Raw genomic sequence first — 24,050 nt, 5'->3', positions numbered from 1 at the left:
TATGTAATATAAAAAAACCTGAAATGCTTGAAGACCAAGCATTTCAGGTTTTTAATGATAAAGTGAATATTAACGAGAGTAGAATTCAACGATAAGTGCTTCGTTGATTTCAGCTGGAAGCTCAGAACGCTCAGGGTAGCGAGAGTAAGAACCTTCCAATTTATCAGCGTCAAAAGTAAGATATTCAGGTACGAAGTTGTTTACTTCAATAGCCTCTTTCACAATATCTAGGTTTTTAGATTTTTCACGTAAACCAATTACTTGACCTGGTTTTAGACGGTATGATGGAATATCAACGCGTCCGCCATCAACTGTCACATGCCCGTGGTTTACAAGCTGACGTGCTTGTCTGCGAGTACGAGCAAGACCTAGACGATATACAATGTTATCCAGACGGGATTCAAGAAGGACCATGAAGTTTTCACCATGGATACCTTTCATTTTACCAGCTTTATCAAACATTGTACGGAATTGACGTTCGTTCAATCCATACATGAAACGAAGCTTTTGCTTCTCTTGTTGCTGTAATCCGTATTCTGAGATTTTTCTGCGTTGGTTTGGTCCATGTTGACCAGGAGCGTAAGGACGTTTATCTAGTTCCTTACCAGTTCCAGTTAATGAAATGCCAAGACGACGTGATTTTTTCCATACTGATCCAGTATAGCGAGCCATAAGACATTTCCTCCTTTTTATTTTATTTGCATAAAATAAACGAGCGTGTTCCTGTACGTTGTCCATTATGTTTTCATGTACCATCGCTCCAGCAGCTGAGAGTTACACGATACACCTCATGGGTTAATGAGGAACAAAATGGTGGCAAGCGCCAGTTTCACATAGGCTACTTTATTATTTTACACAAAGAATAGTATATAATTTCTAGCCATAGAAGTCAATAGTTATTAAGTATACAAATTTAACAATTCATTTAATGGGAAAATAGAACTAGTTAGTTTATAATGAAAACAAGAATATCATACCATAATTCATTCCAAAATTATGATAATAGGTGATAGGTGATTGTATGAAAAGCACAGAATTGCTTGTGGACAAATTGCGCAGTATCTATTTTAATTTGGTAACCATGGACCCAGAGCAACGTGATCGTGATACACTTCAAAGCATGGCAGAGCATCTAAAGCAAGTTTTACCTATTTCCTATATAGGACTTTATTTGTTTAATGAATGGCGCAGAGAATATGAAATGTGCATTTGTACTGCGCATGCTCAGAGTATTCCTTGCCAAGAACAAAATTTAGCGGAAGACGTAATGATGGATAAGAGGATCTACGTTAAAACACTTCAGGACAAACACATAAGCTTACTTAGCATTTTGCCGAATCGTGGACCAAAGGCAATAATCGTTATCGAACATAAACTTTCTATTTCTATGGAAGAATTGAATATTGTAATGGAGGAGACGGAAAAGTTAATTTCGATTCTACAATTAAAGGAACAACGCTGGGAAAGGAGTCGTTCCTATCTTTCTGAATTAACCTCGCAATTACTCTCATTAACTTCTAGAAAGAAAATTTTGAGTGAAATTTTGCAGGGACTTAAAACCTTATACCCTGAGCTTACTCATACGCTATTGCTATCACAAGACACAGAAGTGGAATCAGGATTACCGGTGAAGACGATTGAATATAGTGACGATGTGACGAAGCGGGTAAGTACATTGGCTTTTATATCTGGGGAGGTGCGGATAGAGGAACAATATAAGGAGACATGTTGTTCTTTATATGCACCACTAGTCGGGAAACAAGGTGTGTATGGTGTTTTACAGGTAATTAGTGATAAAGGAAGATACATACCAAAAATAGAAGCTGATTTTATTGCACAAATTGCCAGCACGGCTGGAAAAGCAATTGAGAATGTGACACTTTATGAAAAATCAAATCTTCTTGTTGCTGATTTGAAACTGATAAACGATGCAACACATAAATTAAATTCAAATCTTGAAATGAAAGAAATTGTTCGCCATATGAGAGATCAAGTAATAGATGTTTGTGAGGCTTCTGAAGTTGGCTTCATTTACTACAATGGAGATCAAAAAAAACGATATGACGTTTTGACTGGTAGCACAGCCTTTTTTAACTCCATTGCAGGGGAGGAATTTGTGGAGTATATACTGGACCATCCTGCCTGTAATGGCGAGCCGGTGTTTAAAGGAAATTTTTGTGCAATTGACGATTTTCCGTATCAGTCCGTTATGGTTATTCCAATGAGTCATTCTGGCACAGTACATGGTTTAATTGCAATCTTGCACCAAACTCCTTATTTCTTTACCTTTAGTACTTTTAAACTTTTGCAATCCCTTATACAGCATTCAGCCCTTGCTTTTACGAACACCATCCTTAAGGATAAACTAGAGAGGGCAGTTATAACTGACTTTTTGACAAAGCTTTATTCCAGAAATTATTTAGAAGAAAAAATAACCGATCATATGAAGACCGGGCAAAGAGGCGCATTAATTCTATTTGATATCGACGATTTTAAAACGATTAATGACACGTATGGCCATCACATCGGGGATGAAGTGTTAAAGCAGGTTTCAAATCTTATAATAGAACTTATTAGCAAAACTGCTGTTGCGGCAAGGTGGGGAGGGGAAGAACTTGCAGTGTATGTTCCGGCAGTCACAATTGAAAAGGGAGTTGAGATTGCTAGTTCAATATGCAAGCAAGTGGAGAAATATACAAACCCTTCTGTCACATTATCCTGTGGGGTGTCTTCATGGAAATGCAAGTTGAGCGATACAGTTAGTGAGCTTTTTATTAGGGCAGACAAGGCTTTATATGAAGCAAAAAACATTGGGAAAAATTGCGTCGTGAAACAATTGAATGAGGACGCTAAATAAAAATGTTGGGTATAACATAATAGCCGAGCGGCCATCATGAATTCATATTAGAATTCGAGGCCGCTCGGCTATCCATTTAATACTGAAAATATGCAGTCAGCGTTAGCTTTACATCTCTATTGCGAAGAAACTATTCAGCTGCTAGATGTTTCTCTAATACGTGAACAAATTGTTCTAAACATGACTCATCTACTTCATCGAAACGATCGAAGTTAGGGCTATCTATATCAAGAACACCATAAACTGTGTCGTTTAACACAATTGGGACAACGATCTCAGAGTTGGAGGCACTGTCACAAGCGATATGACCAGGGAAGGCGTGCACATCTGCTATACGCTGTGTCACTTTTTCTTTTACTGCAGTGCCACAAACTCCCTTTCCATAACCGATACGAATACAGGCAGGTAGACCTTGGAAGGGCCCTAGCACTAACTCATCTTCTTTCCAAACGTAAAAACCTACCCAGTTCACATCCGTAAGAAACTGGTTTAAAAGAGCAGAAGCGTTTGCTAATAAGGCAGTATGGTCACGCTCTCCTTCACTGAGAGCATCCAGTTGTTTAATAAGTAATTGATAATCTTTTTCCTTTTGACCTGAGTATGCTGTTGATTGAAACATGTGCACACTCCTTTCTTCATAATTTAGTTGAAAATGCTTATTCGACATTTATATTTTTTTTGTCGAGCAAAAAATGCAGGATAACCTGTCACTTTGTCGTAATGGACAAGTAAGGAGTTGAATAGGATGAAAACAAACACATCAAAACAAAAAGTGATTGATGCAGCCTCGTCTCTGTTCTTTCAAAAAGGGTTTCATGGCACATCTGTACGCGATATTGCTGAGCGTGCTTCTGTTAATGTTTCGCTAATAAGCTACTATTTTAAAGGGAAGCAAGGGCTTTTAGAATATGCTGTTTCGCACTATTACGAAGCATACCTTAAAGCAATTGAAGAAACTCTAATGGAATATGAACAGTTACCTGCACGTGATCAATTGAAAGAATTAATTTCAACTATTATACATTATAAACAAAGCCACCATCAATTCTCTTGTTTTGTTCATCGGGAATTGTCCCTGGATTCTGTATTTGTCAGGGAAATGGCAGTTACCTACTTGGCCAAAGAGAATTTTTACATAAGTAAAGCATTCGAAGCGGTAGTTCATATGAATAAAAAGACCGATCCAGAGGAACGAAGCTTTCTACTTATGCAGTTTAAGGGGATGCTCACAACCCCATATATTTTGCATAATGAATGGAAAAATCAAGTGATTGGACAGCACTCCCATCGACAGTTCGCTGAAAAGTATGTGAGAAGTATTCACCATTGGATTGACTTTGCGGCAAATGGACCAATAGATAATACACCAACATCCTAAAAGCCATTTATTGAACCATATTTTCCTGAAAAATAATATGTTATATGTCGAAGCTACAAATTATTTGTATTTTTTTAGCCAAAAACACCACTAACATGGTATTATTAGTACTATCATAAAAAATATCGGATTTTACAATAGCTACCTGTTCTTCAAGAGGCTCTCAACGTTTCATCCTCTTAAATAGGAATATAGTTAGGAGGCATTTTATGGCATACTTCATAGGAATTGTACTAGTTATCATCACCTTAATCATTATTGGTCTTATACTTAGAAAACGCGTTTACGATGTAGTGGATCGTTATGAGGCCTGGAAAATGGATATTATGGGCCGCAATATTGCCTCACAGCTAGGGAGGATTAAAGCGCTAAATTTGTCTGGAGAAACACAAGACAAGTTTGAATCCTGGAAGGAACGCTGGGAGCGTATATTAACAAAAGAGCTTCCTGATATTGAAGAATATTTGTTCGATGCAGAAGAGGCTGCCGACAAATATCGTTTTTCTAAAGCAAAAAAGATTTTAAATAAAGTAGAAGAAGTCCTGCAAGGGATCGAAGCAAATATTGAGAAGCTTTTAGCTGAAGTAGATAATCTTATTGAGTCAGAGGAACTAAGCCGAAAAGAAATGGACACATTGAAGCCTGAAATAAGAGGTATGAAAAAGTCCCTTTCACAAAATCGCTATCAATATGGAAAAGCAGAACAATACTTCGATAAACAATTAGATGTACTACAAGAAAAAGCGATAGCTTATGAGCAGGCCACAGACTCAGGCGATTATATGGAAGCCAAGCAAATTGTGGATCAACTGAAAATGGAAATCAATGAACTTGAAGAAAAGTTTGATGCTTTCCCTGAATTATATAAAAAATGCAAGCAAGAGCTGCCAGCACAATTAGATCAATTATTCGCGGGTTTAAAAGAGATGCGAGAAGAAGGCTACCATGTTGATCATCTGGCATTTGAAAAGGAGATACGTACATATCAAGAGCGTCTCGCTAGTGTGGTAGAGGCAATGGAAAAAGGCGATACCGAAGAAGTCGAAGGAATAGTTGAAGAGATAGAAGAACGGATAAAGGAAATGTACGAGCTTTTAGAAAAAGAAGCCTTAGCTAAAAGCTATCTCGATACACAGGTGCCAGGGTATCAACAAGCTGTCGCGGACATGAATCAAGCCTTCTTAGAGACCACGTCTGAAGTGGAGCAATTAAAGAAAGCTTATTACTTTGAAGACGGTGATATGGAGCGATATATGGCTTTGGAAAAATCAATTGGGAAGCTAACGGCGGAGCTTGAGGAATTATCTGACAAGATGACAAATGACAAAGCATCTCACTCCGAACTTCGCGACATGGTAGAAGAAGGATACAGGCAGTTAGAGGAAATGAAAGAAAATCACGAAGCCTTCAAGGTGCGTATCCGTAACTTACGGAAGGACGAACTTGAAGCGAAAGAAAAGTTGACGGAAATGCGCAACCAATTGTATGATATACAACGTAAATTAAAGAAGAGTAATGTACCTGGAATACCAACCTTTATTTGGAATTCTATGGAGTCGGCTACAGAGAAAAATAACCGTGTGATAAAGACATTAGAAAAACAGCCATTAGATATGACAGAAGTTCAGCAGGCTTTAAGTGAAGCAGCAAGTGCGGTAGAACAAGTTGCAGAACAAACAGATATGATGCTAGAACAGGCTTTTCTTACCGAACAGGTTATTCAGTATGCAAACCGTTACCGTAGTCAGTATCCATTGCTGGCAGCAAAGCTTGCTGAATCAGAGCGCTTATTCCGTGCCTATGAATACGAATTAGCATTAGAGCAGGCAGCTAAGGCGATAGAAGAAATTGAGCCTGGTGCTTTAAAGCGGATTGAAGAATATCAATTAACTGCGAACTAAACGTTGTTAGTAGGTTATACGGCACGATACATGCAGGATAAATAAGGTTTAAAAGGAAAAGGATATTATAGAAATATCCTTTTCTTCTGTGTTTAGATAAAACGATTTTAACAACAGGGTTGAATATAAGGAGTCTGTACCATGATTTATTTAGATAATAGTGCCACCACATTGCCAGACCCAACTGTGCTAACTAGTTTTCAACAAATATCAAGCAATTATTTTGCTAATCCCTCATCCATTCATCCACTTGGTGGGCAAGTAGAACAGTTATTTCATATGGCAAAAAAACAAGCAGCAGAGCTGTTAAAGGTGAGGCAGGAAGAAGTGGTCTTCACTTCTGGTGGAACCGAAGGAAATAATATGGCAATTAAAGGGATTGCTTTACAACATCAGCAACGAGGAAAGCATATTATTACTACGGAGATTGAACACCCATCTGTATTAGAGGCATGTAGAAGCTTAGAGACACTTGGCTTTCATGTTACGTACCTACCTGTAAATCAATCAGGAGTTGTAGCTGTTGAGGATGTACAGCAGGCGATTCGGGAGGATACCATATTAATTACCATTATGCATGTTAATAACGAAATGGGAAGCATTCAGCCAACAAAGGAAATTGCTGATATTGCTGCCAAGCATCCGAAATTATTCTTTCATATAGATAATGTTCAAGGTGTAGGGAAAGTACCATTATCTCTATCCCACCCTGGAATCAACTTATGTACAATGTCAGGTCATAAAATTCATGGACTGAAAGGTACGGGAATTTTATATGTCGACAATCGGACCACGCTATTTCCTCTTTTTCATGGTGGGGAACAAGAGCGAAACCTGCGTTCAGGTACCGAAAATGTTGCAGGAAGTGTTTCAATGGTAAAAGCTTTACGTATCATCAAGGAAAAGGAGACAACAACACTTGACCAGATGTATGAGATACGAAATGTTCTCTTTGAAGCGTTACAGGAAATACCAGAAGTGATTGTAAACACACCAAATAATGGTGCCCCCCATATTGTTAACTTTTCTGTGCCAGGGACAAAGCCAGAAGTAATGATCCATATGTTAGCAGAGAAAGAAATCTATATTTCCACTAAGTCTGCTTGCTCCTCTAAACAAGCTGATGCAAGTAAAATACTAAAGGCGTGTGGATTTACGAAGGATCGAACGACATCAGCATTACGAGTCAGTTTATCGTATGAAACGACACTAGAGGAGATTTACCAGTTTATTGAGACGCTAAAGCAGGCAATTCGTCAATTTAAAAAAGTTATGGAGTAGATAATCATGCAATACGATCATATTTTAATTCGCTATGGAGAAATGGCATTAAAAGGCAAAAATATTAAAAAGTTTATTCTTAAATTACAGGAGAATATTCAACAAAGGCTAAGAGCTTTTCCGAATGTGAAAGTAAAACGTACACAGGGCAGAATGTTTATTATCCTAAATGGTGCTGACCCTGATCCAATTATCGAAAAATGTAAAGACATATTCGGGATTCAGAGTCTTAGTCTTGCAATAAAGGTGAACAATGAGCCAGAAGCTGTAAAGGAAGCCGCTCTATTTGCATTGAAAAATAGCAAAGATGTAAAGAAGTTTAAAGTAACGGCTAAAAGAATTGATAAAAATTTTCCTATTCGTTCACAAGATCTAAACCAAGTTCTTGGTGGTCATCTATTATCAAATACAGAGGGATTTACAGTAGACGTGCATAACCCTGACTTAGAAATAAAAGTGGAAATTCGAGACGAAGCAACCTATGTTACTTCAAGCGTCATAAAAGGATTAGGTGGTTTGCCAGTAGGAACATCAGGAAAATCCTTGCTCCTCTTATCAGGAGGGATAGACAGCCCGGTGGCAGGCTATTTGGCAATGAAGCGGGGCGTGCAACTTGAGGCCATTCATTTTCATTCCCCTCCTTTTACAAGTGATCGGGCTAAACAAAAGGTAATGGATTTAGCTAAACGGCTTACCGCTTTTGGAGGGTCTATCAATGTCCATGTTGTTCCTTTTACAAAACTGCAGCAGGAAGTATTCAAACAAATGCCTGATGGCTATGCGATGACTATTATGCGTCGTATGATGATGCGTGTTAGTGAGAGGGTATGTGAACAGGAAGAAATTTTGTCGATGACTACGGGTGAAAACCTAGGGCAGGTTGCAAGTCAAACGATGGAAAGTATGAACACGATAAATGAAGTGACAAATTACCCTGTCATACGCCCGCTTGTTACGATGGATAAGTCAGATATTATTCAAATTTCGCAACAAATTGGCACATACGAGACATCTATATTGCCTTATGAAGACTGTTGTACAATCTTTGTTCCAAAATCACCTAAAACGAAACCAAAAAGAGAAAAAGCAAATTACTATGAATCGACTAAGGATTTCTCAGATCTTATTGAAGAAGCGGTAATGGGTATCGAGAAGGTTAGAATCACTGCAGATACAGCAATGGAACCGGCATTTGAGGATTTATTTTAAGCAATAGGTAACGGCCAATAAATACCAGTTTTCCATATGTATGTTTTCCCCTTTCGTAACACATTCTATAGTTACCAAGGGAGGTGAACTAACATGGCAAATAACAATTCTTCAAACCAATTATTAGTCCCTGGGGTTCAACAAGCGTTGGACCAAATGAAGACAGAAATCGCTAGCGAGTTTGGTGTACAACTTGGTGCCGATACTACTTCTCGTGCTAACGGTTCTGTTGGAGGAGAAATCACGAAGCGTCTTGTACAAATGGCTGAACAGCAATTTGGCGGGATGAAATAACAATTTCATAATGAATGGAAATGGGCTGTCCGATATGGGCAGCCCTTTATATATAGATAGAATCGACCAACGTAAGGTTGAATCACTTGCTTAATTGAAAAAAGATTCTTAAAGTAAACGTAAGAATCAATTTAGAGAGGGAGAGCATCCATGGGGGTACTTTGGTTTGGTGGAAATATTTATACGATGGAAAAGGAAGGGTTAGCGGTTGAAGCTGTATATACAGAGGCGGGCATAATTAAGGCGATCGGGACATATGAGAAGCTGTACCATACATATGCTACGTCCGTTGAACGGGAGGAGAATCTTCATGGAAGGACCATGCTCCCAGGGTTAGTGGACAGCCATTTACATATTATAGGTCACGGAGAAAAATTATTGCGGTTGGATTTATCCCAAATGAAATCTGCCACTGAAGTAGTAGAGGCGCTGAAAAATCGAACAGAAAACCTTACTGAAGGTGAATGGCTTATTGGAGAAGGCTGGAATGAGAATCAATGGGAAGATCCCTCCATTATTCACAAAAATGTGTTAGATGAAATCAGTCCCAATAACCCGATGATGTTGTCAAGAGTGTGTAGACATGCAATTTTAGCAAATTCTAAAGCGATGGAACTTGCCGGGGTAACGGAAAAAACGCCTGATCCTCAAGGTGGCATCATTGTACGGGATGATCAAGGCCAGACTACTGGCTATTTACTTGATACGGCGCAGGAACTTATTAAAGAAGCGATGCCAGATGTTGCCCAGGATTATCTTGAGCAGGTTATCAAAATAGCAACAAATGACTTAATGTCCAAGGGGCTAGTAGGCGGGCACAGTGAGGATTTGAATTATTATGGAGGCTTTCTAAAGACATTTGGAGCATTCAATCGGGCAATAGATGGGAAAGATCGTAAATTTAAAGCACACTTACTTGTACACCATGAAGTTATGAGAAATATGATTGCAGAAGGTCTCGGATATTTAGCTGGAACAGAGTATGTTGAGCTAGGCGCAGTAAAAATCTTCTCTGATGGGGCGCTTGGAGGTAGAACGGCCTGGTTAACAGAAGAATATGCTGATGAAAGAGGAAATAAAGGCGTTGCAATTCATAATCAAAAAGATCTTGAACGACTTGTCATGGAAGCGAGAGAACATGGGTTGCCAATTGCTGTACACACAATTGGGGACCAAGCAGTTGATGCAATAACATCACTTATTAAAAAGCACCCACTATCTAATGGGGCACGAGACAGAATTATACATGGTCAAATATTAAATGAGCATTCTTTGAAAATGCTCAAAGAGCTACCAGTAGTTGTTGATATTCAACCATCTTTTGTCGCTTCCGATTTTCCGTGGGTCATTGATCGAATAGGGAATGAACGTCTTGCCTTGTCCTATGCTTGGAAAACTCTACTTGATGAAGGTGTAAAATGTGCAGGTGGGTCAGATGCACCAATTGAGGAAGTTTCGCCCTTATTGGGTATTGAAGCAGCTGTGACAAGGAGGTCTAGTATTGACCATAAGGTATATCGCCCTGAAGAGTGCCTGAGTGTTTTTGAGGCAGTGAAATTATATACTTCGGGCAGTGCGTATGCGATTAACCAAGAGGAAACGAGAGGAAAGATTTTGCCTGGATTCACATCAGATTTTACGATACTAGAAGAGGATATTTTTCAAGTTGCACCAGAGTCGATCCATGCAATTAACGTAAGCATGACTGTCATAGATGGAGAGATTGTATACCAAAACACCCCATCTCCAAAGTAGGAGATGGGGCTTTTTCTGCAAAATACACTATAAAAATGTTCTTCTTACGCGTTCCCAATAAGAATTGTTTTTTAGCTTCACGGTTTTAATTGCTTTATCACTTAGAGATACGTTTACATCTCGGATATTACGAATGGAATATGCTTCATTATCCAAACCAATGATAGGATAATCATTCCCGTCCTGTATAATTTTAAGGGATAACTTTCGGTCGTTATTTAATACAAAAGAAGAACCAAGTGTCCGGTACCGGTTATTGTTAATAGATGCAAGTTCTGATACCTGGAAACAAGGAATTTTAGGATCAATGACTGCCCCGTTTGTTGATTTATTATACCCGGTGCTGCCAGTAGGTGTTGCTACAATTAAGCCGTCTCCGCGGAATGTTTCAAAATGCATATCATCAATTTCCACGTCAATAACAATTGATTTAATTAACGTGGAACGAAGACTAAGCTCATTAAGACATTCAAAGGATGTTTCACCATTAACCTCGACGTTAATAACAGGGAAACGACGAACCTCCATCTCTTCATGCCTCATCTTGTCCAACATGTCATCAAAGTTATCCATATTGAAATCACAATAGAGACCAGACTCATTAGAACGTGTAATACCGGTATAAAGGCAATCATCACGGAAACCAGTTTTTCGGACAGCCTGTAAGAACATGCCGTCTCCACCAATACTCACTATAATATTAGCCTGCATTGGGTCATCTACAATGTTAAAGCCATTTTCTCTAGCAAGGTTAAATAATGCTTCTATTTTTTTCTGTAATTCCTCATCCTGCTTGTAGTAAAAAAAGATATTCCGGCGCTGCTCCATTTCTTTCCATACCTCCCATGCGGATTAAATACACCTATATCATACCATCTTGGAACGATTTCACCAAAAAGAGTGACAATTCAAGAGTAAAATTGGAAACCTGTAGCAAAATAGTCATAGCTAACCAAATGTACGGAAGGAGGCTTATTATGGTCTGGATTATTGCCATTGTCATTTTGATCATTATTATTCTGTTATTACTGACCCGTATCTATCTTACTGTAAAGCTTATCTACACAACCGATGAACGAAGGGTGGAACTACGCATTAATGTGCTTCGTATCTGCATCTTTCGTAAACAGATTCCCCTAGAATCAACCTCACATCGTGAACCTATCCAACTATCCTTTTCGACTATGAAAGATATATTAAGAAGAGAATTCGATATGGTAAAAGAACTGGGAAAGTCAGCTAATAAGGTGCTGCGTCACTTGTATTTTCATAAACTCGTCTGGCATACGGAAGGAGGGACAGGAGAGGCGGCAAGCACAGGCCTCATTGCAGGAGGTATATGGTCAATAAAAGGTGCTATCACTTGTTATTTCGTACAACAAAGTACAATGAAATGTAAGCCTGTAATAAGGGTTATTCCACATTTTCAACAGCAATGCTATTATACGAGATTTGAATGCATTGCATCTCTAAGAATTGGGCAAGCTATTCACGCTCTCGTTTATACAATAAAAAATACTGCAATAAAGGGAGAAGCCATTTCGACCTAAAACCAATAAGGAGGTTGCTCATTTATGGAAGAACACCCAATTCAAGGATTAATGACTACTGCGATGGAAAATTTAAAAGATATGATCGAAGTAAACACAATAATTGGTGATCCTGTTGAATCACCTGATGGAAGTGTTATTATTCCAGTCTCAAAATTGGGATTTGGATTTGCAGCTGGTGGAAGTGAATTTAGTAGTGGAAAATCTCAAGGTGATAGTGATGCGGAATTACCATTTGGCGGGGGAAGTGGTGGAGGTGTTTCAATTACACCTGTGGCATTTTTAATAGTCAGTGAAAGAGGGATAAAGATGGTTCACCTTGATCAACATACCCATATTTACGAAAAAATGCTTGATTTTGCACCACAGGTAGTAGAGAAAGTGCAACAAATTATTAAAGAATCCAACCAAAATAAAAAGCCAAAGGAACAACAATCCAAAAAGCAAAAGGATTCGCCATCACAATATGATATTTAGTTGGTACAAGTAACATGGGAACAAAGTAAACTACTTTACATGTAATGGCTTTCAATAATTTCTTAGGTATTCTTGGCCTATATTGTTGGACAGGACCTTTATTTAGATTCATAATACTAAGGGAATACAATTATTTAGGAGGAATGCTTCATATGGCAAATGTTACATTCCATCAAGACCCTGTTACATTAATCGGAAAAGAAGTAAAGGTAGGAGACAAAGCTCCCGAGTTCACGGTGCTTAGTAATGACCTCAAGCCTGTATCCCTTAGCGATTATGATGGGAAAGTAAAACTTATCAGTGTTGTACCTTCTATCGATACTGGAGTGTGCGCTGATCAAACAAAACGGTTTAATGATGAAGCAGATAAGATAGGTAATGTCAAAGTACTAACAGTTAGTATGGATCTCCCTTTTGCACAGAAAAGATGGGTCAACAAACATGAGATTAACAGTCTTGACACGCTATCTGATCACCGGGATGCTGATTTTGGGAAAAACTACGGTGTTTTGATAGAAGAATTGCGATTGTTGGCGAGATCGATTTTTGTTGTTGATGCAAACAACAACGTCACATATGTTGAATATGTCAGCGAGGTAAGCAACCATCCTGACTATGACGCTGCATTGGATGCTGCCCGAAAAGCAGAATAATCGACTCCAATCTCTCTCGCTTGTTAGAGCCGAGAGAGATTTTTACTGTGAAAACTCTTTCAATTATCATAATAGGTGAAATAAGCTACCATTGCTTTGTACATAACCATTTGTTTTGGTACAATAGAAACGCTTTAGGAACGAATGGAGGATTGTAATGGGGAAATCGAATGTAGAGCTATTATATGAATGGCTGGACCAGACAACAGACCTTATTCAACAGCAACGAGATGAGACATATCTGGACAGCTTAGCAATTACAATGGAACTTTTGTTTTTGCAAGAAATACCAGAGGACCAAGATGATATCATTTCACATAAATTACAAGAATCCCTAGCAGATATTGAATTAGCCAATTTCTCAAAGGATGAAATTCGCAAGGCTACTCAGTTGGCAATGCTAAAAGGGATGAAGGACTCTACACAGCAACAGCATTTGATGACACCAGAGACCGTCTCATTAATTGTTGGGTATCTTGCAGAGAAAGTAATGTTAGCCAATGAAAAGGTACGCGTGTTTGATCCAGCAAGTGGAACAGCGAATTTGCTGACAACTGTGCTTGATCGATTAGATAAGCCAGTTGAAGCATTTGCTTCAGAAGTGGATCCTACGTTAATCCAGCTTGCCGTGATGAATGCTAATTTACAGGAAAAACAAATTGAATTTTTCCATCAAGACAGCATTCGACCATTTCTATTAGATCCTGTGGATTTAGTAGTTGCAGATTTACCAGTTGGTTACTATCCTGATGATTTTCAAGCAGCCAACTATGAGTTAAAAGCGGATGAAGGTCATTCTTATGCCCACCATCTTTTTATTGAGCAAGGGTTAAACTATACTAAACCAGGCGGCTATATGATTTATGTCGTTCCTGATTTTCTGTTTGACAGTGATCAATCGGACAAGCTGCACCGTTTTATTCAAGAATATGCCCATATTGTTGGAGTGATACGATTACCTGAAAGTGTCTTTAAATCGGAAAAGAATGTAAAAAGTATTCTCCTTCTGCAAAAGAAATCGCAGGAGTCTCGTCCACCAAAACAGCCATTGCTGGCACAAATGCCATCTTTTAAAAACACGAATGCAATGGCCGATATTTTAGGACAAATGAATAATTGGTTCCAAACGTATAATAAGGAGTGAGCAACAATGAGTAATGTATTAGCAATTAATGCTGGTAGTTCATCTTTGAAATTCCAATTGATTAAAATGCCTGACGAAAAAGTGTTGGCAAAAGGGTTAGTAGAACGTATTGGTCTTCCTGAGGCTGTTTTTACCATTGAGGTAGAAGATAAAGAGGATAAATTTGTCGGAGATATCCCAGACCACGAAGAAGCTGTTAAGAAGTTATTAGCCTCATTAACAGATACTGGTGTTATCAATTCTCTTGATGAGTTAGACGCTATCGGCCATAGAGTGGTTCACGGTGGGGAAAAATTCAGTGATTCAGTAAAGCTTACGGACGAAGTAATCCGTAGTATTGAAGAGGTTTCGGAGCTGGCACCATTGCACAACCCTGCTAACCTAACAGGAATTAACGCATTTAAAGAAATTCTACCGAACGTACCGATGGTAGCAGTATTTGATACAGCCTTCCATCAAACGATGCCAGAATCATCTTATCTTTACAGTCTTCCATATGATTACTATGAAGATTATGGTATTCGTAAATATGGCTTCCATGGTACATCTCACAAATATGTATCACAAAGAGCTTCTGAATTAATGGGTGTTCCACTTGAACAATTAAGACTTATCTCTTGTCATTTGGGTAATGGAGCAAGTATTGCAGCTATTCAAGGTGGAAAGTCTATTGATACATCCATGGGCTTCACGCCACTAGCTGGTGTAACGATGGGTACCCGTTCTGGTAATATTGACCCTGCACTTATTCCATACATTATGGAGAAAACAGGAAAAACAGCTGAAGAAGTAATGCACGTGTTAAACAAAGAAAGTGGAATGCTTGCATTGTCTGGCTTCTCAAGCGATCTTCGTGATATTGAGCAACAATCATCAGAGAACAAGCGTGCAGAGCTTGCCCTTGAAGTATTTGCTGGACGTATTCACAAATACCTTGGATCCTATGCAGCGAAAATGTCTGGAGTAGATGCCATTATCTTTACTGCAGGTGTTGGAGAAAACAGTGCGACAATTCGTGAAAAAGTATTGCACGGCCTTGAATTTATGGGCGTATATTGGGATCCTGCCCTTAACCAAATTCGCGGTAAGGACCAATTCATTAACTACCCACATTCGCCAGTAAAAGTAATTGTAATCCCTACAAATGAAGAGGTTATGATTGCTCGTGATACAATGCGTTTAGCTTAATGGTTGAAAAGGTTTTGCCAATTACTAATGGCAAAACCTTTTTTTATATTATATGTGTCCATTGTTATGAAATAGTTTTCATTCTAACGTACGACTAAAACATCACATGTTGCATATCTGGTAATGCTTTCGGAAACACTGCCGATTAAAAACCTTTCCACAGCGCTCATTCCCTTTGCCCCACATATAATTAGATCAGCATCAAAGTCTTGCGCAATATCTTTTGCTATTTTAACTTTAGGGGATCCATATGCTACCGAACGCACCAGGTCCGTAACTCCGACACTCCGGGCATTTTCAGCATACGTATCAAGTAATTCTTTTGCATAGCTATCCGCTCTTTCAGAAAGCGTACGATCATATGCCTCTGCTGAAGCGAAGGTACGGGAGTCCACAACATGTGCAAGAATTAATCGTGCATGGTTGCGCTTCGCAATATCAAGTGACTTTTTGAAAGCCTTTTCAGAAGCTTGTGAACCATCTACAGCTACCACGATGTTTTTATATTCCATGTTAAATCTCCCCTTTTTATTATAGTATATACCCTCCAAGAAGGATTCACAATTTATACAATCGCAAATTCATAAAAAATTCAATTAATGTAAGGCAATTAACTGGGTTAACTGGAAAGAAGTACGTAAGATAACATACCAACTTGTGGGCAATATATAAATGGAGGTGATATTCTTGAGTAAAAAGAAGAAAGATAATTCTCCAGAAAATATTTTTGAAGATGAAAAAGGCGTTGCCGCCGTTCAAAATCAACTAAATGAGAGCTATCAAAGTGGTGTAGTGGAACAACTGCACAACAACAAAAATATTTACACCTTCAATAACCGAAAAAACTAAATAGTGTTGGAATAAATCCATCTTACAAGATGGATTTATTCTGCCTTAAACTGACAGTAAGCCCCCACTTCAAGATAGCGGGAAACAATCAAGCAATCTAAGTGGGGGATCAACTGCCAGTAAAGGGCCGATTCGTTCAACTAACTTTTGGTGAGATAGGAAGGGAAACCCCCACCAAATTTAGTTTTACTTATTCCACTTTCCCTTTTTGTGTTTATTTGGTATTGTAGGTTTAGATACATAATATAGTATAATTCTGTTATAGCGAAAGTGCTTTCATTATTGTTGAAGTAGAACTGGAGGGTCAAGTTTATGAAGATAGGAATTCCAAGAGAGATAAAAAACAATGAAAACAGGGTGGCTATGGCGCCATCTGGAGTGAACACACTGTCAGATGCGGGGCATGAAGTATATGTAGAAACAGGTGCAGGCTTGGGTTCCGGTTTTACAGATCAGGAATACAAAGAAGCCGGGGCAATAATTATGGAAACTGCTAAAGATGTTTGGCGGCAGGAAATGGTAATGAAAGTAAAAGAGCCGCAACTAGAAGAATATGATTATTTTTATGAAGGACTTATTCTTTTTACGTACTTACACCTTGCAGCAGAACCTGCATTGACAAAAGCATTAATTGAGAAGAAAGTAATCGGGATAGCATACGAAACGGTTCAACTGGACAATCGTTCATTGCCATTGCTGACTCCAATGAGTGAGGTAGCTGGTCGAATGGCTTCCCAAATTGGTGCACAATTTTTAGAAAAACCTAAAGGCGGGAAAGGTGTCCTGCTAGCTGGCATACCAGGGGTGAAAAGAGGAAAAGTCACTATCATAGGGGGCGGAGTTGTTGGTACAAATGCGGCGAAGATTGCTGTCGGATTAGGTGCTGATGTTACAATTATAGATTTAAGCCCGGAAAGACTACGACAGCTTGATGATATCTTTGGCTCGACAATAAATACAATGATATCAAATCCTCTTAATATAAGTTTAGCTATTTCAGAATCCGATTTAGTGATTGGAGCTGTCCTAATACCTGGGGCTAAAGCACCAAAACTTGTAACAGATGACATGGTGAAACAAATGCCTGAAGGGTCAGTAATTGTTGACGTGGCAATTGATCAAGGCGGAATTTTTGAAACAAGTGACAGAATTACGACGCATGACGATCCTACTTATACAAAACATGGAGTACTGCATTATTCGGTTGCGAACATGCCTGGTGCGGTTCCGAGAACCTCTACAATTGGTTTAACTAACGTGACGGTTCCATATGCTCTGCAGCTTGCTAATAAAGGCTATAAAAAAGCTTGTTTAGATAATGAAGCACTATGCAAGGGTGTTAATACATTAAATGGATTTGTAACATATGAAGCAGTAGCCGCATCCCACGGACTTGAATTTGATGATGCTCATGCTTTATTAGGGAAATAAAAAAGTATTGGAAAAGCCTGCAGACATTCTGCAGGCTTTTGCTTTTCTACATATTAATCAATAATCTGTAACTCTTTCGGATAGGCGGTTAATACTTCAGCACCTTTTTCTGTCATAAATACCATGTCTTCGATTCGAACGCCCCCTTTTCCTGGTACATAGATGCCCGGCTCAATCGTATAACACATTCCTGCATTTAACGGGAGCGTGTTTTTACTATGCATGGATGGGTATTCATGGGTTTCGATCCCAAGACCATGACCTAAGCGGTGTGTAAAGTATTCCCCATAACCTGCAGCATCAATATGTCCTCTGGCAATCTGGTCAAGTGTGCCAACAGTGGTGCCAATCTTGGAGGCTTCAACCGCTTTTTGTTCTGCGGTTAGTACAGTTTGATAAATATCTTTTTGTTCTTCTGTAATTGATTTGTAAGCCACAGTTCTAGTGATATCCGAGCAATATCCTTCAAAAATAACTCCAAGGTCAAAGAGGACGATATCTCCTTTCTCGACCTTTTTCATGCTCGGTGTCCCATGTGGAGAAGCAGTTTTTGTACCAGATAATGCCATTGTATTAAAGGACATTTCCTGGATGCCTTGTTTTTTAAGCTCAAATTCAATTTTAGCAATTAACTCCAACTCGCTTACGCCCTCTTGAATCGCTTTTACGCCTGTTTCAACGCCAAAATCAGCAAGAGCTGCTGCTTGTTTTAATAGCGTGTATTCCTTTTTATCTTTCACAACTCTTAAGTTAGCCAGTATTTCCTTGCCATCACGTATAACTGTATCAGGAAAGTATTGCTTTAATGCTTCATATCTTTCTAATGTAAAATGATCATGCTCTAGACCAATAGAGACTGGGACTCGATTAGATGCCTTGAGCTTCTTAAAAAAGAGCTCCCACGGGTTCTCATGGTCATGGTAGCTAATAATGTCAAACTGCCAGCCAGCTTGCTTTGCATCTTCTACCTCCATGGCGGGTACCATTAAAAGCGGATCCATGTGATGGGAAACATATACTGCAATTAATCGTTCATGTGGCTCAGTATAGTAATTACTCAGATAATAAAAATTCGCTTTCGAAGTAATAAACATGCTGTCTAAATCTTGTTCTTTCATATTTTTTAACAACGCATCGATTCGATTTGTCATATAGGCACTCCTTCTTATGTAATGTTATAATAGAGTATAACAAAGAAGTGCAAAAGTAAAAAAATAATATTTCTTGAAACCAAATCCTTTTTAGCACGTATTACCTAGTAGTAACAAAAGTTTTAATGATGTGAGGTGAGTTAATGGGGCTATTTTCCAGGATCTTTTCCAAAAAAAAGAGCTATACGCCCGCTCCTAAAGAAAGAACAGTGCTATCCATCCAAATTGGCGATATTATCACCTATGATCTTACAGACTATGAGGTTGTTGGCAAAATAACGTACAGAGATGGTGGCTATGAATGGTATGGTTATCAATTACTTGAAGGAAATGATACCATTTGGTTATCTGCGGAAATGGATGACGAGCTGGAGCTGGGGATTTATCGCAAGGTGCAAGTGCCGATTCAAAAGCCTTATCCAAAAGAAATAACGTATGAGAACCGCACCTACTACCAAGAGGAAACTGGAGTGGCAAAGGTTACTGGAGAGGGAAGAAGTACTTCTTTAACTGGCTTAGAAACCCACTATGCGGAGTATATGGACAGTTCAGAGGAAAGCTATCTCAGCTTTGAATCTTGGGGTACAGAAATAGAGGCCAGTCATGGTTATTCCATTGAAGCATATGAAATAAAAATATTAGCAGGATCTAAATAGGAGGAGATTATATATGTTTAAATTTTTCAGCCGTATGAAAACAGTTGTGAGTTCAGAGTTAAATGCCATGCTAGATAAAGCAGAAGATCCAGTAAAAATGCTTGATCAATTTATGAGAGATATGGCAGAAGATATTCGCGAAGTCGAAGCAGCAGTTGCTAAGCAAATTGCGAATGAAAAAATGTTGAAGAGAAAAGCTAATGATGCACAGGCAATGGTGGATAAAAGACAAAGTCAAGCAGAACAGGCGATTGAAGCAGGCAATGAAGATTTAGCACGCCGTGCCCTTCAAGATAAGAAAGACCATGAAACAACAGCAACTACGTTGAATGAATCGTGGAAGCGTGCAGAACAAGATGCTACAACACTTCGCTCTAAGTTAGACGAAATGAAAAAAGAATACCAAGAAATGAAATTGAAAAAGGATTCTTTAAAAGCACGTGCAGAATCAGCTAAGACTAGAACAAAAATGAATCGTACCATGTCTTCCATCGGTAGCGATGATTCTAAGCGTGGATTCGAGCGCATGGAAGAGAAAGTTATGCAATTTGAAGCAGAAGCTGAAACAAGTGAAGACATGTCACAAGCAAGCCGTACATTGGATGACGAATTTGAAGATTTGGGTAAAAATGATGTGGATGATGAACTTGCAGAACTAAAAAGAAAGATGGGAAAATAGTATAGAGAATGAGAGGTAGGAGTAGTCTAGCTGCTCCTGCCAGCTTATTTCTTTATCATGCATGCTGAGTGGAAACAGGATTCATTTATTGCTACTAAACAGAGAGAGGGGGATTGTATTGTTCAAAAAATGGCTGTTACTAGTAATTGCAATCATAATGTTAAGTATATTGGCAGCTTGTGGTCCGGGTGGGATGGAACAGGATGCTAATGTAAGCGCAGCAGATATGCCAGATGAACCGAGCAAATCAGACCTCACTGCCGCAATAGAAACTGACAATAGCAATGAAATTGATGATTTAGTTGAGGCGCATTTTCCTTTGCTTGATGTAGTACATGGCGATACATACGAAGCCGAGATCTTTGCAACACAACGTTTTACAAAACAAGAGCTGGTAGATTTGTTTTCCTCTGTCATTCAACCAGAGAATGTAAGTGAGGAGAAGGACAACCAACAAATTATGGTATACCCCGATGATTTTGTAACGTTAAAACATAGTGAAAATGACGAAAATGTGATCTTAATCGAAGTTGCCAGTGAAGAGTTTGTCCGAAATAATTACTCTCCAAGCTTTTTGCAAACATACTTTACTTATCGACTGCTTGACAGCTTCCTCGGAAATGGATGGAGTAACCGAAGAGCGCGTGCTTGTCAAACAGGAGATTGTTATGGAGGCTATACAGGGTCAGGGTATGGCACACCAAGTCGTGGAAGTGGAACATTCCGCGGGGGCGGACCAGGTACAGGAAAATAAAAGGAGGGGTTTTATATGCAACCATTTATTGATACACTAATTTATTTTGCGATTTCAGTCGTCATTGTATTAATCGGACTTATTATTTTTGAAAACATGACTAGAAAATACAAGGACATGGATGAAGTGGAAGGTGGCAATCATGCTGTCGCATTATCCATTGCAGGAAAGATAATCGGGATTTGTATTGTTTTAGCTTTTGCTATTTATCACAGCATCGAGGTTCAAGAAACAATCATTTGGGGATTGTTTGGGGTTGTTTTACAAATGATCGCATATGGCGTATTTGATTTGTTTACAAGAAAATTTTCAGTAGAAGAGCAATTGCGTGAGAATAATGTTGCAGTCGGTATTATTTCGATGGCAGTATCCATTGGTTTAGCATTAGTCATCGGTGCTTCCATCACTTAATATTGCACAGCAACTGTAATGTAATAAAGTTCAAAGTGGCTTCCGACGTGATCTTACGCGGAAGCCAAATTTTTTTCCGTAGAAGTAAGAATATGGAGTGATCGATATTGAAGGATGCAGCAATGAGGAAAAGTAATATTATATACTGGGCATCAGGGATTGTGTCCATTTGCGGCATTATATTTGAAGTGCTATTTGGGGCGTTAGGTTCTTATATATTAGGGGATGGGGTGAAACAATATACCTTAACCATCTCACTTTTCTTAACAGGAATGGGTATTGGCGCAAGCTTAAGTGAAAAAGTGATGAAAAACCTTATTATTTCGTTTATATGGGTAGAATTTGGCGTTGCTATTATAGGTGGGTTCTCCAGTTTTACTATGTTCGGCATTACGGCAATTGCACCAGAAGGAACAGATGCCTTCTATCTATATTTTATCACTACACTCGTAGGTGCGTTAACTGGTTTTGAGCTACCCATATTAATTAGAAAGGCAAATGAAATAGGGGTTTCCCTTAATCGAAGTACTGCAAGAGTGCTATTCTCGGACTATGCTGGTGGTCTTGTTGGTGGCTTGCTATTTGTTTTCTTACTACGCCCCCAGTTTGGCATGGTTAAATCTGCCTTTTTAGTTGGGTGTATTAACGTTGCAGTCGCTTTAGTTGTGTTATGGCTATTCCGTAAAGAGATTCGTCACTTTTTCGTACATGCTGTAAGTGGGATTGTTATCGCACTGGCATTAATACTTGGACTGTTCTTTGGAGAAGAACTTGCATTCACCTTTGAACAAAAGCTTTACCAAGACCCCATTGTACATATGGAGCAAAGCAATTATCAAAAGATTATTTTGACACAAGATCAGAACGATGTTCGGTTGTTTTTGGATGGCTCGTTACAGCTAAGCTCGACAGATGAATATCGCTATCATGAAACATTAGTCCATCCTGCAATGTCTTTTGGGCAAGAACCGAAAAACATTCTAATTCTAGGTGGAGGGGATGGCGTAGCTGCAAAAGAAGTACTTAAATACGGTACAGTAGAGTCTCTCACCCTCGTTGATCTTGACCCTGCTGTGGTAGAACTCGCCAATAACAATCGACAACTATTAAATCTTAACGATGGTGCCTTAAAAAATGAAAAAGTAACAGTGCACCACAAGGATGCTTATGAATTTTTGGAAAAAAGTGATGAATGGTACGATGTTATACTTGTAGATCTTCCTGACCCAAACAACGAAAGCTTAAATAAGCTTTATACTAAGGAATTTTATTCTTTAGTGAGAAATCACCTTACAGCAGAAGGGGTAATGATGGTACAGTCCACTAGTCCAGTTTTTGCTACAGAGGTTTACTGGACAATTTCTGAAACGATTGCCTCTACTGGTTTGAACACAGAGAATTTACATGTAGATGTCCCAAGCTTTGGTAATTGGGGGTTTGTGATGGCTAGTAGGAAACCGATTAACCTTGAAAATCTTACAATAGAGCCTGAAACCAGATTTTTGGATGAAGAGATGCTAGGAAGTTTAACGCATTTTGGCAAGGATGAAGATGGAAGTATTCTAGATGCTGACGGAGAGAAAAAGGAGCTTACTCCAAATACGCTAATTGATCCTCACTTAATTCAAATTTACGAACGTGCATGGGAAAATTACTAAACGGGTAAAGGAATAGAGAACTCTTTATAGAAGATTAAATGAGAGACTAAATGAAAAGGAGAGAATATCATGAAAGTATCTTATCATGGACATGCTGTAGTAAAAGTAGAAACTGGATCACACACGATTCTTATTGATCCCTTTATCTCTGGTAATGAGGCGTGTGACTTAAATGCGGATACAATTAAAGCGGATGTTATCTTACTAACACACGGCCACAACGACCATGTCGGCGATACGTTTGAAATTGCCAAGCGAAGTGATGCACTAGTTGTAGCACCAAACGAACTTGCAGACTATTTAGGGAGTAAAGGATTAAACACACATCCCATGCATATAGGTGGAAAGCATAAATTTGATTTCGGACAAGTAAAATTCACCCAGGCATTTCACGGCTCTGCCTACACAGAAGAGGATGGCTCCACTGTTTATACCGGGATGCCAGCAGGAATTTTACTAACGGTTGATGGAAAAACCATCTACCATGTCGGGGATACAGGATTGTTCTCAGACTTGAAATTAATTGGAGAAATGAATGACATTGATATCGCATTTGTACCAATTGGTGACAACTTCACCATGGGACCAGAGGATGCGCTAGTTGCTGCCAAGTGGATCAACGCAAAAACCACAGTTCCTGTGCATTACAACACTTTCCCTTTAATTGAGCAGGATCCAGATGCGTTTGCTGAGAAAGTGAGTGTAGGAAAAGGTAAGGCGATGAAGATTGGGGATTTTGTGGAGTTGTAGGTAGTTATAATAGAAGAAAGCCAG

25 protein-coding genes are annotated in these 24,050 nt (G+C 38.9%); 20 read left to right on the top strand and 5 right to left on the bottom strand.

Translation table 11 applies throughout. The annotated features are described in order from the left end of the window. Positions 1–69 precede the first annotated feature (69 nt). Positions 70–672, bottom strand: coding sequence for a 30S ribosomal protein S4 (rpsD, locus tag LG273_RS12170; RefSeq protein WP_379560529.1), 603 nt, complete (start codon positions 670–672; stop codon positions 70–72). Positions 673–1,021: 349 nt separating this feature from the next. Between rpsD and LG273_RS12165 the strand changes: the two genes are divergently transcribed. Beyond that, on the top strand, positions 1,022–2,857 hold the full coding sequence (locus LG273_RS12165) for a sensor domain-containing diguanylate cyclase (RefSeq protein ID WP_404453896.1): 1,836 nt from the start codon (positions 1,022–1,024) through the stop codon (positions 2,855–2,857). Positions 2,858–2,987: 130 nt separating this feature from the next. On the opposite strand, the gene LG273_RS12160 is transcribed toward LG273_RS12165, so the two are convergent. Next, complete coding sequence (locus LG273_RS12160) at positions 2,988–3,476, bottom strand: GAF domain-containing protein (RefSeq protein ID WP_379560532.1); 489 nt, start codon at positions 3,474–3,476, stop codon at positions 2,988–2,990. Between the two features lie 126 nt (positions 3,477–3,602). Here LG273_RS12160 and refZ point away from each other — a divergent pair, with 126 nt between their 5' ends. The 6 genes from refZ (at position 3,603) to LG273_RS12130 (ending at position 10,675) form a co-directional block, all read left to right on the top strand. Continuing rightward, complete coding sequence (refZ, locus tag LG273_RS12155; RefSeq protein ID WP_379560533.1) at positions 3,603–4,235, top strand: forespore capture DNA-binding protein RefZ; 633 nt, start codon at positions 3,603–3,605, stop codon at positions 4,233–4,235. 209 nt (positions 4,236–4,444) lie between these two features. After that, complete coding sequence (gene ezrA, locus LG273_RS12150) at positions 4,445–6,136, top strand: septation ring formation regulator EzrA (protein WP_379560534.1); 1,692 nt, start codon at positions 4,445–4,447, stop codon at positions 6,134–6,136. A 141-nt stretch (positions 6,137–6,277) separates the two neighbouring features. Continuing rightward, complete coding sequence (locus tag LG273_RS12145) at positions 6,278–7,417, top strand: cysteine desulfurase family protein (protein ID WP_379560535.1); 1,140 nt, start codon at positions 6,278–6,280, stop codon at positions 7,415–7,417. 6 nt (positions 7,418–7,423) lie between these two features. Beyond that, positions 7,424–8,626 carry a tRNA uracil 4-sulfurtransferase ThiI gene (thiI, locus tag LG273_RS12140; RefSeq protein ID WP_379560536.1) on the top strand — a complete coding sequence of 401 codons (1,203 nt, stop codon included), beginning with the start codon at positions 7,424–7,426 and terminating at the stop codon, positions 8,624–8,626. Positions 8,627–8,719: 93 nt separating this feature from the next. Next, entirely contained in the window at positions 8,720–8,920 is a 201-nt protein-coding gene (locus LG273_RS12135; protein WP_379560537.1) for a small, acid-soluble spore protein, alpha/beta type, read from the top strand. Positions 8,921–9,070: 150 nt separating this feature from the next. Then, positions 9,071–10,675: an amidohydrolase gene (locus tag LG273_RS12130; protein WP_379560538.1), complete on the top strand. Its 1,605-nt coding sequence runs from the start codon at positions 9,071–9,073 to the stop codon at positions 10,673–10,675. Between the two features lie 27 nt (positions 10,676–10,702). Here LG273_RS12130 and LG273_RS12125 read toward each other — a convergent pair whose 3' ends face one another. Further along, the gene (locus tag LG273_RS12125) at positions 10,703–11,503 is read right to left on the bottom strand and encodes an NAD kinase (protein ID WP_379560539.1); all 801 of its coding nucleotides are present in this window, start codon (positions 11,501–11,503) and stop codon (positions 10,703–10,705) included. Between the two features lie 149 nt (positions 11,504–11,652). Here LG273_RS12125 and LG273_RS12120 point away from each other — a divergent pair, with 149 nt between their 5' ends. The 5 genes from LG273_RS12120 to LG273_RS12100 all read left to right on the top strand — a co-directional run bounded on the left by LG273_RS12120 (position 11,653) and on the right by LG273_RS12100 (position 15,687). After that, positions 11,653–12,225: a DUF2953 domain-containing protein gene (locus LG273_RS12120; protein WP_379560541.1), complete on the top strand. Its 573-nt coding sequence runs from the start codon at positions 11,653–11,655 to the stop codon at positions 12,223–12,225. A gap of 24 nt (positions 12,226–12,249) precedes the next feature. Then, positions 12,250–12,702: a GerW family sporulation protein gene (ytfJ, locus tag LG273_RS12115; protein WP_379560542.1), complete on the top strand. Its 453-nt coding sequence runs from the start codon at positions 12,250–12,252 to the stop codon at positions 12,700–12,702. A 152-nt stretch (positions 12,703–12,854) separates the two neighbouring features. Continuing rightward, complete coding sequence (tpx, locus tag LG273_RS12110) at positions 12,855–13,355, top strand: thiol peroxidase (protein WP_379560543.1); 501 nt, start codon at positions 12,855–12,857, stop codon at positions 13,353–13,355. Positions 13,356–13,512: 157 nt separating this feature from the next. Beyond that, the gene (locus LG273_RS12105; protein WP_379560544.1) at positions 13,513–14,499 is read left to right on the top strand and encodes a class I SAM-dependent methyltransferase; all 987 of its coding nucleotides are present in this window, start codon (positions 13,513–13,515) and stop codon (positions 14,497–14,499) included. A 6-nt stretch (positions 14,500–14,505) separates the two neighbouring features. Next, positions 14,506–15,687, top strand: coding sequence for an acetate kinase (locus LG273_RS12100; protein ID WP_379560545.1), 1,182 nt, complete (start codon positions 14,506–14,508; stop codon positions 15,685–15,687). An 83-nt stretch (positions 15,688–15,770) separates the two neighbouring features. Here LG273_RS12100 and LG273_RS12095 read toward each other — a convergent pair whose 3' ends face one another. Beyond that, a complete protein-coding gene (locus LG273_RS12095; protein WP_379560546.1) occupies positions 15,771–16,199 on the bottom strand; it encodes a universal stress protein in 429 nt (142 codons plus the stop codon). A gap of 175 nt (positions 16,200–16,374) precedes the next feature. Here LG273_RS12095 and LG273_RS12090 point away from each other — a divergent pair, with 175 nt between their 5' ends. Together LG273_RS12090 and ald are read left to right on the top strand one after the other, a co-directional pair. Continuing rightward, the gene (locus tag LG273_RS12090; protein WP_379560547.1) at positions 16,375–16,536 is read left to right on the top strand and encodes a hypothetical protein; all 162 of its coding nucleotides are present in this window, start codon (positions 16,375–16,377) and stop codon (positions 16,534–16,536) included. A gap of 312 nt (positions 16,537–16,848) precedes the next feature. After that, entirely contained in the window at positions 16,849–17,967 is a 1,119-nt protein-coding gene (ald, locus tag LG273_RS12085) for an alanine dehydrogenase (protein WP_379560548.1), read from the top strand. Between the two features lie 53 nt (positions 17,968–18,020). On the opposite strand, the gene LG273_RS12080 is transcribed toward ald, so the two are convergent. Continuing rightward, positions 18,021–19,118: a M24 family metallopeptidase gene (locus LG273_RS12080; protein WP_379560549.1), complete on the bottom strand. Its 1,098-nt coding sequence runs from the start codon at positions 19,116–19,118 to the stop codon at positions 18,021–18,023. A 143-nt stretch (positions 19,119–19,261) separates the two neighbouring features. Between LG273_RS12080 and LG273_RS12075 the strand changes: the two genes are divergently transcribed. From LG273_RS12075 to LG273_RS12050, 6 genes are all read left to right on the top strand, one after another. Next, positions 19,262–19,774: a DUF4178 domain-containing protein gene (locus tag LG273_RS12075; RefSeq protein ID WP_404453884.1), complete on the top strand. Its 513-nt coding sequence runs from the start codon at positions 19,262–19,264 to the stop codon at positions 19,772–19,774. 13 nt (positions 19,775–19,787) lie between these two features. Next, entirely contained in the window at positions 19,788–20,453 is a 666-nt protein-coding gene (locus LG273_RS12070; RefSeq protein ID WP_379560551.1) for a PspA/IM30 family protein, read from the top strand. Positions 20,454–20,571: 118 nt separating this feature from the next. Then, on the top strand, positions 20,572–21,207 hold the full coding sequence (locus LG273_RS12065) for a DUF4247 domain-containing protein (RefSeq protein ID WP_379560553.1): 636 nt from the start codon (positions 20,572–20,574) through the stop codon (positions 21,205–21,207). A 15-nt stretch (positions 21,208–21,222) separates the two neighbouring features. After that, complete coding sequence (locus LG273_RS12060; protein ID WP_379560554.1) at positions 21,223–21,618, top strand: DUF350 domain-containing protein; 396 nt, start codon at positions 21,223–21,225, stop codon at positions 21,616–21,618. A 104-nt stretch (positions 21,619–21,722) separates the two neighbouring features. Next, positions 21,723–23,276, top strand: coding sequence for a polyamine aminopropyltransferase (locus LG273_RS12055; protein WP_379560647.1), 1,554 nt, complete (start codon positions 21,723–21,725; stop codon positions 23,274–23,276). A gap of 69 nt (positions 23,277–23,345) precedes the next feature. Then, positions 23,346–24,026, top strand: a complete 681-nt coding sequence (locus tag LG273_RS12050; RefSeq protein WP_404453880.1) for a metal-dependent hydrolase — start codon at positions 23,346–23,348, stop codon at positions 24,024–24,026. Positions 24,027–24,050 lie beyond the last annotated feature (24 nt).

Origin of the sequence: Oceanobacillus kapialis (assembly GCF_044790185.1) — a bacterium.
In the GTDB taxonomy this organism is placed as follows: Bacteria; Bacillota; Bacilli; order Bacillales; family Amphibacillaceae; genus Oceanobacillus_B; species Oceanobacillus_B kapialis.
Note: the sequence above shows the minus strand (reverse complement) of the source record. Positions and strands in the feature narration are given on the sequence as shown.